Source organism: Bacteroides graminisolvens (genome assembly GCF_963666085.1).
In the GTDB taxonomy this organism is placed as follows: Bacteria; Bacteroidota; Bacteroidia; order Bacteroidales; family Bacteroidaceae; genus Bacteroides; species Bacteroides graminisolvens.
Genome location: NZ_OY762556.1, coordinates 1,387,438 through 1,400,567 on the forward strand (window position 1 = coordinate 1,387,438; position 13,130 = coordinate 1,400,567).

Below are 13,130 nucleotides of genomic sequence, written 5' to 3' on the forward strand. Positions count from 1 at the left end.
GATGTTGCAGATAAACAAACATACTTTGGCTAACGGTCTGAAGCTCGTTCACAATCGAGACGTGAGCACGCAGATGGTGGCACTAAACGTACTTTATCAGGTAGGTGCAAGAGATGAGCATCCGGATCATACCGGGTTTGCTCATCTCTTTGAGCATCTTATGTTTGGCGGTTCGCAAAACATTCCCGATTATGATACGCCTCTGCAACTGGCCGGTGGAGAAAACAATGCCTGGACTAACAATGACATCACCAACTATTACCTTACAGTACCTAAACAAAATGTAGAAATAGGCTTTTGGCTTGAGTCCGACAGGATGCTTTGCCTTGACTTTAGCTCTAAAAGTCTGGAGGTGCAGCGTGGCGTAGTGATGGAAGAGTTCAAGCAGCGATGCCTCAACCGCCCTTACGGTGATACAGGCCACCTGCTTCGTCCGCTCGTTTACAAGGAACATCCTTACCAATGGCCTACTATTGGCAAAGAACTGAACCACATTGCGCAAGCAACGCTCCAAGAAGTTGAAGATTTCTTCTTTAGCTTTTATGCGCCCAACAATGCCATACTTGCCGTGACCGGCAACATCACTTTTGAAGAAGCTGTGCGGTTAGCGGAGAAATGGTTCGGCCCTATTCCCCGAAGAGAGCTGAAAAAGCGCAACCTTCCTGCTGAACCTCAGCAGACAGAAGAAAGGCGTCTGACGGTAGAGCGTAACGTGCCCATTGAATCTCTGTACATGGCTTTTCGGATGTGTGACCGTATGCACCCGGATTACTATGCTTACGATATTTTATCGGACATACTCAGTAACGGAAGATCAAGCCGACTCATTCAGCATTTGGTGCACGACCGGCAGATCTTCTCCAGCATTGACGCCCACATCTCCGGTAGTATTGACGCTGGTTTGTTTCATATCACCGGCAAGCCCGCCGACGGAGTTAGCCTGGAAGATGCCGAGAAAGCTGTTTGGGAAGAACTACAGATAATAAGTAACGAGCTGATTGACGAGGAAGAACTCGAGAAGGTGAAAAACAAATTTGAGTCCACACAAATATTCGGCAACCTCAACTACCTTAACGTGGCTACTAATTTAGCTTGGTTTGAGATGTTGAGTCGTGCGGAAGACATGGATAAAGAAGTGGAAAATTACCGTGCCGTGACCTCACAGCAACTGATGGATGTAGCCCGTAAGGCTTTTACACGAACTAATTATTCCGTACTTATATATAAAAAAATAGAGTCGTAATGACAATGAACCAACCAAAGAACATGATTTCGAACGCCGGACATTACAAAGCGCTTATTTATCTGGGATGGCCTATCATCATCGGACAGGTAGGTGTTATCGTATTAAGCTTTGCCGATACCCTAATGATAGGGCATCACAGCACAGCCGAACTGGGAGCCGCGTCGTTTGTAAATAACATGTTTAACTTGGGAATCATTTTCTGCACCGGTTTCTCGTACGGATTAACACCGGTAATCGGAGAATTCTATGGCAGCAAGAAGTTTCACGAAGCAGGTGCGGCATTGAAATCAAGCCTGCTGGCCAACACACTGGTTGGTTTATTGCTTACTTTATTCTTTTATATTCTTTATCTCAACGTGGGGAACCTGGGGCAACCGGCGGAACTCATTCCACTCATTAAGCCCTATTACCTCACCTTGTTGGCCTCGCTGGTATTCATTATGCTGTTTAACGGTTTCAAACAGTTTGCCGACGGCATAACCGATACCAAAACAGCCATGTGGATTTTGCTGGCGGGCAATACCATGAACATCATCGGCAATTACCTGCTCATCTACGGAAAGTTCGGATTCCCCGAGATGGGTTTGCTGGGTGCCGGCATCAGTACCCTGTTTTCGCGCATAGCCATGCTGGCTGCTTTCGTGTGGATCTTTTTTCTAAGCAAACGTTACACCCGTTACAAAATAGGTTTCTTCCGTTCCGTTCGGCTATCGGGAACGTTTCGCCGACTCAATGCCCTTGGCTGGCCCATCGGTTTACAAATGGGCATGGAAACAGCCTCGTTTAACCTGAGTGCCGTGATGATTGGCTGGCTGGGAACGTTTCCGCTGGCGGCGCACCAAATTATGTGCACCATCTCCACCGTGGCATTCTTGGTGTACTATGGCATGGGAGCGGCTGTAGCAGTTAGGGTGAGCCACTTTAGCGGGCAGAACGATTGGGCGAATGTGCGTCGGGTGGCTTATTCCGGTTTGCGAATCATCCTTGTGTTGGCCGTCTCCATCTCGTCCGTGCTCTTCCTTTTGCGTAATGTCATGGGCGGTTGGTTTACAGAAAGCACAGAAGTCTCCGCGCTGGTGGCAACCCTGATGATACCGATGCTGCTGTTTCAGTTTGGCGATGGCCTGCAGATTACCTTTGCCAATGCTCTTCGCGGGGTGGCCGATGTGAAACCGATGATGTTTATTGCCTTTATTTCTTATTTTATTATATCTTTGCCTCTGGGGTATTTCTTCGGTTTTGTGCTTCACTGGGGCACCGTGGGCGTGTGGATGGCACTTCCGTTCGGCTTAACTAGTGCAGGCGTCATGTTCTGGTTACGATTTAGAAAGCATGCAAAAGGTAAAGAATGACATAGTTACTAAAATGAAAGTTGCAGCCGGTTATTTGTTTTTGCTGGCCGCACTGTTCTTTTCTTTGTTGTTTATCTATAACGAAATGCAGAGTCTGGTTGCTTCGGATACGGAAGAAAGCTCAAAAACCGACAGTCTGCTGCTCCTCTTGCGCAAGAAAGACAACAATACCATTGCCATGCTGCAAGAACTGAGTAATGCCAACAGTTCCTTATTGTCTACACAAGATTTAGAGCGCATCATCTCCGAGCAAGACAGAGACATCAATCGGCAGCGCGTGCAGCATCGTGTAATCACCAAGCGCGACTCGGTGATAAGACCCGTTAAGAAGAAAGGATTCTTTAAGCGCCTGGCCGAAGCGTTTGTGCCTTCCAAAGATACTGCCGTTGTGCTTAATACCTCCCTCGAATTCAGAACAGATACGGTGCTGCAACCTTATAATGCGGCCGATTCTTTGCACCAGAAAATACGTCGCATCAGTCAGATAAAACAAAAGGCGCGCAAGGCACAAGCCGCCAATAACTCACTGCTCCAACAAACAGACAGCATACTGAGCATGCGGATAGACAGCCTGATCAAAGGACTGGAACAGGAAGTCAGCGAACGAAGTCTGCAACAGGCACAGCTGGGGCGCGAGGTGCGGCAACGCTCCATACAAACCATCGGTTTTATAGCGCTGGGAGCCGTATTGTTGTCGGTCATCTTCCTCACACTCATTTGGCGCGACATTACCCGCAGTAACCGTTACCGAAAAGAGTTGGAGAAAGCCAATAAACGGGCGGGCGAACTGCTCGAAGCGCGCGAGAAGATGATGCTGACCATTACACATGATTTCAAAGCACCGTTGGGTTCCATTATGGGATACACCGATTTGCTTGCCCGACTTGTTGCCGACGATCGGCAGGCGTTCTATTTGGAAAACATGAAAAGCTCGTCGGAACACCTGCTAAAGCTGGTGACAGATTTGCTCGATTTCCACCGTCTGGACCTCAACAAGACCGAGGTGAATAACATCACGTTTAATCCCGCTCACCTGTTTGACGAAATTAAAGTCAGCTTCACACCACTTGCCCGCGCTAAACAGCTGCAACTGATTTGTGAGACAGACCCTGCACTCAACGGTTATTTTAAAGGCGACCCGTTGCGCATACGGCAAATAGCCAACAACCTTCTGTCCAACGCGGTAAAGTTTACCGCCAGCGGCAGTGTTACTCTGCATACGGATTACCACGACGGCTGCTTGCACCTCACCGTAACCGATACGGGTAAAGGCATGGAAGAAGCCGATAAACAGCGCATCTTTCAAGAATTCACCCGCCTACCCGGTGCGCAGGGAGAAGAAGGTTTCGGCCTGGGACTTTCCATCGTGCACAAGCTGGTGCATCTGCTCAAAGGGAACATCGAAGTGGAATCGCAGCTCGGGCAGGGAAGTTCGTTTCGCGTTACGCTGCCACTCCCAACGGTGGATAAGGGCGACAAAGAAGATGCACTTTCCGAAGGATCACGTGAACCGCAGTGGGCAACCCCCACCGTTCCCTGTATGAACCTCCGCGTTCTGCTGATTGACGATGACAAAATACAACTCAACCTCACGGCTTCCATGCTGGAAGCCTACGGCATATCGGCTACCTGTTGCGAGCAGCTGGAAGAACTTACGAACCAATTGCGCGAAAACACATTCGATGTGTTGCTGACCGACGTACAGATGCCCGCCATCAACGGATTCGATTTGCTAAAACTCCTTCGTGCATCGAATATTGCTCAGGCAAAGAACATACCCATGGTGGCGGTCACCGCCCGAAGTGATATGAGTGAAGAATCTTTCCGCGAGCACGGTTTCGCGGGCCGTCTGCATAAACCTTTCACCGTACAGGAACTGCTTGAAGTATTGAAGTGCACCAGTCGGGAAGTGCCTGCATTTGTTACACCCGCTGAGGCTGTAGAAAACCGTGGCGGGCGGTTTGACTTTGACGCTTTGCTGGCCTTCTCGGCCGATGATGCCGAGGCAGCGCTGAGCATCATAGACAGCTTTATTACTGAAACCCGTAAGAATCAGGCGTTGCTGACCGAAGCCGGGCAGACTGCCGATGCCGACAAGGTAGCTGCCTTGGCACACAAAATGCTTCCGTTGTTCACCCTGTTGCGAGCCGCTGAGGCCGCTGCTTTGCTTGCTTGGCTGGAACAACAAAGAGGAACCGCTTATTGCGAGGAAATAAACACCAAGATTGCTGCTGCGTTGCGTGCCACTGAAGAGGTGGTTGAACAGGCATTACTCATCAAAAGTCAATATACGCTGTAACCGGAGGTGTAACAACCCGCACGAAACACAGGCAGCCGTTTTTTGAAATGCCGGTTGCAATGATCCGATTTGCTCGTTTACAATTTCTTTCTACACCCGGGTGTACAGCAGCTGTACACCCCCATGTACAGACCTTGTACACCCGGGTCTACAAAGGTTGTACACCCGGGTGTATACGCAATTTGTTCACCGGCAATTCAAGTGGGGTGTGCTTTGTCATTCAATGATTCCTTCTTTCAACAAAAAGTTTCCCGGTTCACCACAATAAAACGGCTTGTTTGGCAGGTTAGCATACTTTATTTTGTTTTTTATTGTAGGAAGTTTTTCTTTTCTGATTTTAATTATTTAATTTGTGTAGTAAACGATACCAATATAGATTCTTATGAAACGGAAATGGATTAAAAGAACGGCTATCATCATCTTGGCACCGATACTGTTGTTTGTTGTGCTGATGCTGTCACTCTACATTCCGCCTGTACAGAATTTATTACGCAAGGAACTCACCCGGTACGCTTCTCAAGCCACAGGAATGCAAATAAGCATGAGGCGCATCGATCTTCGCTTTCCGTTTAATTTGCAGCTGAGTGACGTGGGTGTTATTCAGCACAAAGACACTCTGTTGTCCATGGGCAGTTTAAATGTTCGCATACAGGTGTTGCCGTTGTTTCGCGGTGAAGTGGAGGTGGACGACTTAACGTTGCGCAGCACCAGCTTTAATTCGGCGCATCTCATAAAAGGCATGCAGTTGCAAGGTGTTCTTGGTACGTTTTCTCTTCGAAGCCACGGAGTAGACCTGTCGCACGAGACGGCTATTGTCAACGCCCTCGAACTGAGCGACACGCACGTTCGACTGAAAATGTTGAAGGACACGGTTCCTGAACCCAAAGATACTACTGCCGCCAAGATTCCCTGGAAGATTATTTTGCAGCAAATGGAGGTGAAAAATGTATCTTTCTCTATGCAGCTCGACGATGATTCGACGCAAATCGGCGCGCACTTGGGCAGGGCAAACTTGCAGAAGCTCCATGTGGATCTTCACAAAGAAGCCTATGCGTTGAGGCAGTTGGCTGTCAATGGCTCGTCGGTTCGTTATTTAGTTGGGCAAAGAAAAGCACACCCGGGCTTCGACCCCTCACACATTCAGTTGCGTGATGTCAACTTCCGGTTGGATTCTTTATCGGCACAGGGGCACAACATTCAGGCGGTTATTCGCTCGTTCTCCATGAATGAGAGGTCGGGGCTGAATGTTCAGTCGCTCAGCGGTCGGCTTCTTGCCAACCAAAAAACCATTCGTTTGCCGCAGTTAGCCCTGAAAACACCCCACTCGCAATTGGAATTAACGGCAAATACCACGTGGAGTTTTGTGGAAAACCCCGATAAGGGCGATGTAGACATGCTGTTCGATGCCCGCATTGGCAAGCAAGATGTGTTGCTTTTTGCCGGAGCTTTGCCCGAGGCTTTTAGAAAAGAATACCCGTTTCGCCCGCTGATGGTGCGAGCGGCACTGAAAGGAAATTTGTCGGGCATGCAATTGTCGCAGTTGAAGGCTGAATTGCCAGGGGCATTTTCTGCCAGCGGCGGCGGAGAATTGATTAACTTCTCGGACTCTGTGAAGCGATACGCTCAGTTCCATCTGCAAATGCTGGGACAGAACCTAGACTTCCTTACCACGCTGGCTTCGTCGGCCAAAGGTCGTTTCGCCATACCCGCCAACATGACATTCATTACCCGTGCCGAACTGCGGGGCGACCGTCTGACTGCACTTCTGCGGGCAAAAGACGGTGAAAGCTCGCTTTCGCTTACGGGTTCATATCATACGGTGACGGAAGCTTATTCCGCGCAACTGATGGCAGAAGGTGTGCAGGTGAAACACTTCTTGTCTCGCGACTCCATTTATTCTTTGTCGGCCCGGGCCGAAGCAAGCGGTAAGGGCATTGATTTTATGTCGCCCAAAGCTGTTGCCCGCTTTGACTTTCATTTGCAAGAGTTGGTTTACAGCAGGTTTCACATAGCCGATGTGGCATTGAAAGGTGCGCTGAAAAACACACTGCTTACGGCGAACCTCACGAGTAACAACGAGTTGGTGAAACTGACCGCAGATGCCGGTTATCATTTCAGGCGCTCTTATACGGATGCCTCGTTGCTGCTCAATGTGGAAGAGATTAACTGGTACAAACTGGGCTATTTCCCCAGACCGATGAAAAAGCCGTTCGCCTTTCAGCTGGAGGGTCAAACGCGTAAAGACTCTGTGCGAATGACATTGCAGTCGGGCGACTTGAAACTTAACTTCCGCAGTCGCACCACGCTCGAGAAGTTGATGAAGCAATCGGTACTTTTCTCCGAAGTATTAATGAAGCAGGTGGGCAACAAACGGTTGGATCACGCAGCGCTTCGCAAAGTATTGCCTTCGGCCGGACTGCGTCTGACGGCAGGTCCCGACAATCCTTTCAGTCGGTACCTGGCCATGAAAGACATTACGTATAATCAAGTGAATGTTCTTTTTGGGACAACGCCCGCCCGAGGCATCAACGGAAGAGCTACGGTTAGCGGACTTTCGGTCGACTCCACCCGGCTCGACACGGTGTTTCTGAATATTCGCCAAGACACGACACGCCTCAATATTCGGGGTGGCGTTATTAACATGCCCGGTAATCCGCAGTTTGTCTTCAAGGCATTCCTGACCGGTGAGATCAGAAACGAAGATGCTGAGCTGATGGTTGAATACCTTAATGAGAAAGGAGAAACCGGTGTTTTGCTGGGCGTCAATGCTCGTCCCAAAGACAGAGGAATTTTGCTGAAGTTTATTCCCGAAGAGCCTATTGTTGCGTTCAGAAAGTTTCGTTTCAATGAAGACAACGGGGTGTATCTCCGTCACGATAAGCATGTATTGGCTAATGTAGAGATGCTCGATAAAGACGGCATGGGAGTGCGTATTCATTCGTTGCCCGACACTACGTTTCTGCAAAACATGGATATAGAGTTGCGCCGCATTCGTTTGGCGGAAATAAGTGAGGCATTGCCTTATCTTCCCCAGTTTGCCGGGGTGTTATCGGCTGAGGCTCATTTGGTGCAGACGGCCACCTCCTTACAGATTTCGACAGAATCGGTTATTGATGAACTGGTTTATGAACATCAACGTGTAGGCGATGTGGGGTTGGGCGCAACTTGGCTGCCCGGCCGCGACGGAATGCATTATGTGAACAGCTACCTTACGCACGAGGGCAAGGAGGTGATGACGCTTAACGGCAATTACTTCTCCCGGAACGACAGTCTGGACGTGGAGTCGGCACTGGAACATTTCCCGCTTCAGATTGCCAATGTGTTTATTCCTGACCAGGTCGTTACCCTCTCGGGCGATCTCGACGGGAGTCTTCAGCTGAGAGGTTCAACCTCTAAACCTTTGGCCAACGGAGAGTTGATGCTCGATAGCGTGTCGGTGTATGCCAGTCAGGCCGGCGCCCGCTATTGGTTTGATAACCGTCCGGTAAAGATTGAGAATAGCCGCATGTTGTTTAACCAATTTTCTATCTATACTACCAGCAAGAATCCGTTTGCGATAAACGGTCTGGTAGACTTCCGCAACTTGTCGCGCCCTACTGCCGATTTAACGTTGAAGGCTTCCAACTATACGCTGCTTGATGCTCCCCGCACCAAAGAAAGCCTGGTTTACGGAAAAGTGTTTGTCGATATGAATACCACTGTGCGCGGACCGCTTGATGCGCTGGTGATGCGCGGAAATATGAATGTATTGGGCAATACGGACGTTACGTATGTGTTGAAAGACTCTCCGCTTACCGTGCAGGATCGTTTGGGCGATTTGGTTACTTTCACTTCGTTTGCCGATACGCTGTCGCAGAAAAAACAAGATGAACGGGTTGTCTCTTTGGGAGGACTGGATATGTTGATGACGGTACACATTGATCCTGCTGTGCGACTGAAAGCTGATTTGAGTCCCGACAGGAACAGTCGCGTGGAACTGGAGGGCGGCGGTGATCTCTCGCTGCAATATTCTCCCCGTGGTGATTTAAGACTTTCGGGAAGATACACCTTATCGGGAGGCATTTTAAAGTATGCGCTTCCGGTTATTCCGCTTAAAGAGTTTGAGATTAACGACGGTAGTTATGTGGAGTGGAGTGGCAATCCCATGGATCCTTCGCTGAACTTTAAGGCTACCGAAAGGGTGCGTGCTTCTGTTTCTCAGGAGGGAGGATCGCCACGCATGGTTAACTTTGATGTCAGTGTGGGGGTTAAAAACCGCATGGAAAACCTGGAACTTCTGTTTAACCTGGAAGCTCCCGAAGACATGAGCGTACAGAATGAACTGGCGGCTATGTCGGTCGAAGAGCGCAGCAAGCAAGCCATCGCTTTGTTGGCCACAGGTGTTTACATGGCAGGCGCAGGAAACAAAAGCGGCGGACTGGATATGGGTGCTGCATTGAACTCCGTATTGCAGAAGCAGATTGCTAATGTGGCGGGTTCGGCACTGAAGACAGTCAACATTTCCTTCGGAATGGAAAATTATGATGGAGCTGATGCGGGTGGGAAACGTACGGATTACAATTTCCGTTATGCCCAGCGGTTCTTCAATAACCGTGTGCAGGTTGTGATCGGAGGAACGATCTCAACCGGAAATGAAACGCAGCAAGACGAATCGTTCATTGATAATGTGTCGCTTGAGTATCGGTTGGATAATTCGGGCACACGCTATGTCAGACTGTTCCACAACAAGGACAACGAAAGTATTTTGGAAGGAGAGATTACCGAGACCGGAGTGGGTATTGTGCTCCGCAAGAAAATGAGCCGGTTAAGCGAACTCTTTATCTTTAAACGGAAGAAGTAACATGATGAAAAAGAATAGAATCACCATTCAACAGTTGCAGGTAAGAAATACTCTTTATCTGGCTGCGATAACCACCTGTTTCCTGCTTTTGCTTGCCGGTTGCTCTACTACGCGCAACCTGCCCGAAGGCGAAGTTTTGTATACGGGACAGAAAAAGATGGTGGTCAGGAACGAGGCGAAAGACAGAGCAGGGGCAGAGACTATGACCGAGCTGACGGCCGCATTGGCTACGGCTCCCAACAATTCTATTTTAGGAAGTTCGGTGCATCGGTTTCCGTTTCCTTATGGGCTGTGGATTTATAATAGCTTTGTCAACAGACAAAAGGGACTGGGGAAGTTCATTTTCAATAAACTGGCGGCCAAGCCTGTACTTATTTCTACTGTCAATCCTGATATTCGTGCCAAGGTAGGTACCAACTTGCTTCATGATTATGGTTTCTTTAACGGAACAGTGGGGTATCAGATCATACCCGATGAAAAGAATCCACGGAAGGCAAAGGTGCAATATTTGGTAGATATGAAGAACCCGTATCTGATAGACACGGTAACATACGAACGGTTTACTCCCGATTTATTGAATACTTTGCAAGCCGGACAGCAGAGAACGTTGTTGCACGTTGGGAAACAATTTAATGTTATCACCCTCGACGAAGAACGTACCCGGCTGAGTAGTTTGCTGCGTAATCGCGGGTATTATTATTATCGGCCCGATTATTTTTCTTTTCTGGCCGATACGACTTTGGTTCCCGGTAAAATTTCAATGAAGATAGTGCCCAAGGCGGGCGTGCCTAAAGAGGCGCTGAGAAAATGGAATGTGGGCGATATGGCCGTGCACTTGAACGGTGTGTATGGCGAAGCGCCCAATGATTCGATGATGTACAAGGACTTGAAGATTTATTATTACGACAAGCTGAAGGTGCGACCGGATGTTTTGTACAAGCAGTTGCGTTTCCATCCGAGCCAGACTTATTCTTATTTTAGAGATACGCGTACGCAAGAGCGTATCACGCAGTTGGGTATGTTCCGCTATGTGGAGATGAATTACACGCCACGCGACTCGACGGATGCTTGCAATGTGCTGAACGTGAATATCCGCACGGCGTATGACTTGCCTCTCGACGGTGAACTCGATCTCAACATTACAACAAAAAGTAATGACCAAACAGGTCCGGGAGCTTCTTTCAGTGTGACAAGAAAGAATCTGTTTGGAGGTGGAGAGAATCTGACTCTTGGACTGAAGGGTTCGTATGAATGGCAAACAGGAGCGCAGAACACCGATAATGGTTCGTTAATGAACTCTTATGAATACGGGGTGTCGGCTTCCTTGTTTATTCCCCGGGTTCTCTTTCCCCGACTGGGCAAAAAAGATTATGATTTCCCGGCAAGTACTACTTTTAATCTGTATGCCGACCAATTGAACCGGGCTCGCTTCTTCAAGATATTGGCTTTTGGGGGCGATGCAACGTATGTGTTTAACCCTACGCGTACGAGCAAGCATACTATCATTCCGTTTAAACTGAAATTCAATGTACTGCAAAGTACCACGCATTTGTTTGATTCCATAGCCAATGAGAACAAATCGCTCTACTTGAGCTTGAATAATCAGTTTATTCCTTCCATGAGTTATACGTACACGTATGATACCAGCGGAAGAAGAAATGCGCGAAATCGGTTGTGGTGGGAAACAACCCTGACTTCGGCCGGTAATATTACTTCGTGTATTTATAGGGCTTTCGGGAAGAGTTTCAGCGAGCAGAAAGACTTGCTGGGTGCGCCTTTTGCACAATTCCTGAAGATAAATTCGGAGCTGCGCTACACGTGGAATATTGATAAGAATCAATCGCTTGCAACGCGGGTGGCAGGCGGACTCATTTATTCTTATGGAAACTCGGATGTAGCTCCGTATAGTGAGCAGTTTTATGTAGGTGGAGCCAATAGTATACGTGCTTTTACAATACGTAGCTTAGGACCGGGAAGTTATCACCCGGCAGCGGATAATAAATATGCGTACATTGATCAGACAGGTGACATTCGTTTGGAAGCGAACATGGAATATCGTTTTCGTATTATACAAGATTTGCATGGAGCGGTGTTTATGGATGCAGGTAATGTATGGCTTTTGCGAGACGACACAACACGACCCGGTGGTAAGTTTCAATGGAAAGGGCTGGCCGATGAAATTGCAGTTGGAACCGGTGCCGGACTCCGTTACGATCTTTCTTTCCTTGTAATAAGGGTGGATTGCGGAGTGGCTTTGCACTTGCCTTATACTACATCACGTAAAGGGTATTATAACATTCCGAAGTTCAAAGACGGACTGGGCTGGCACTTGGCTATAGGCTATCCGTTTTAATTAAATACGTTATATTAGAAAGAAATGAATCATAATTTGACCCGCGTAGAAGGTAAATTTTGTATTTTTGCAAGCAGTTACAAATCGTACTATTAATCTTTAATATTCAGGTACATATGAAACCAACTTTATTTGTGTTGGCTGCTGGTATGGGCAGCCGTTATGGGGGACTCAAACAGCTTGACGGACTAGGTCCTAATGGTGAAACCATTATGGATTATTCTATTTTCGACGCTATTCGCGGCGGATTTGGTAAAGTCGTTTTTGTTATTCGTAAAGACTTTGAACAAGATTTTAGAGATAAGATCTTAAGCAAATATGAAAATCACATCCCGGTAGAATTGGTGTTTCAATCACTCGATTCATTGCCGGCAGGCTTCACTTGCCCGGCCGACCGTGTGAAACCTTGGGGTACCAATCATGCCGTACTGATGGGTAAAGAGGTTATTAATGAGCCGTTTGCCGTTATCAATGCCGACGACTTTTATGGTCGCGACAGTTTTGCTGTATTGGGAAAAGAATTATCAGCAATGGCCGGTAAGAAGAATGATTACTGCATGGTGGGCTATCGTGTAGGTAATACATTGTCGGAAAGTGGTTCTGTGGCACGTGGGGTATGCGAAACAAACGCGGAAGGCTACCTTACAACGGTTGTTGAACGTACTGCTATTGAGCGTATCGATGGAAAAGTTTCTTTTACTGATGAGAATGGTCAATTGGTGTCGATTGCAGACAACACACCGGTCTCTATGAATATGTGGGGATTTACTCCTGATTATTTTCAGTATTCGGAAGATTATTTCGTTGAATTCCTCAAAGAGAACATGGGTAACCTGAAAGCTGAATACTTCATTCCGCTGATGGTCAACAAGCTGATTAATGAAAATACAGCCCGCGTGAAAGTGTTGGATACTACATCTAAATGGTTCGGCGTGACTTATGCTGAAGATCGCCAGGGAGTAGTTGATAAGATACAGGCTTTGGTTGATGCGGGTGAATACCCTGCCAAGCTGTTCTAAATAGGCACATCGATTTCACAA

Annotated in this window: 6 protein-coding genes; all 6 read left to right on the forward strand. The window is 48.0% G+C overall.

Going from position 1 to position 13,130, the window contains the following annotated elements; genetic code table 11:
* Position 1 precedes the first annotated feature (1 nt).
* The 6 genes from ACKPCE_RS05720 (at position 2) to ACKPCE_RS05745 (ending at position 13,109) form a co-directional block, all read left to right on the forward strand.
* Positions 2-1,243: a M16 family metallopeptidase gene (locus ACKPCE_RS05720; RefSeq protein WP_319504474.1), complete on the forward strand. Its 1,242-nt coding sequence runs from the start codon at positions 2-4 to the stop codon at positions 1,241-1,243.
* A gap of 5 nt (positions 1,244-1,248) precedes the next feature.
* A complete protein-coding gene (locus ACKPCE_RS05725; protein WP_319505925.1) occupies positions 1,249-2,598 on the forward strand; it encodes an MATE family efflux transporter in 1,350 nt (449 codons plus the stop codon).
* Positions 2,579-4,897 carry an ATP-binding response regulator gene (locus tag ACKPCE_RS05730; protein ID WP_319504475.1) on the forward strand — a complete coding sequence of 773 codons (2,319 nt, stop codon included), beginning with the start codon at positions 2,579-2,581 and terminating at the stop codon, positions 4,895-4,897. Before ACKPCE_RS05725 ends, ACKPCE_RS05730 begins: the two co-directional genes overlap by 20 nt.
* Positions 4,898-5,279: 382 nt before the next feature.
* Complete coding sequence (locus ACKPCE_RS05735; RefSeq protein WP_319504476.1) at positions 5,280-9,737, forward strand: translocation/assembly module TamB domain-containing protein; 4,458 nt, start codon at positions 5,280-5,282, stop codon at positions 9,735-9,737.
* Positions 9,738-9,741: 4 nt separating this feature from the next.
* Positions 9,742-12,090 (forward strand): translocation and assembly module lipoprotein TamL, encoded by a 2,349-nt coding sequence (gene tamL, locus ACKPCE_RS05740; protein ID WP_319505926.1) that lies wholly within the window; start codon positions 9,742-9,744, stop codon positions 12,088-12,090.
* A 116-nt stretch (positions 12,091-12,206) separates the two neighbouring features.
* Positions 12,207-13,109 (forward strand): glycosyltransferase family protein, encoded by a 903-nt coding sequence (locus tag ACKPCE_RS05745; RefSeq protein ID WP_319504477.1) that lies wholly within the window; start codon positions 12,207-12,209, stop codon positions 13,107-13,109.
* Positions 13,110-13,130 lie beyond the last annotated feature (21 nt).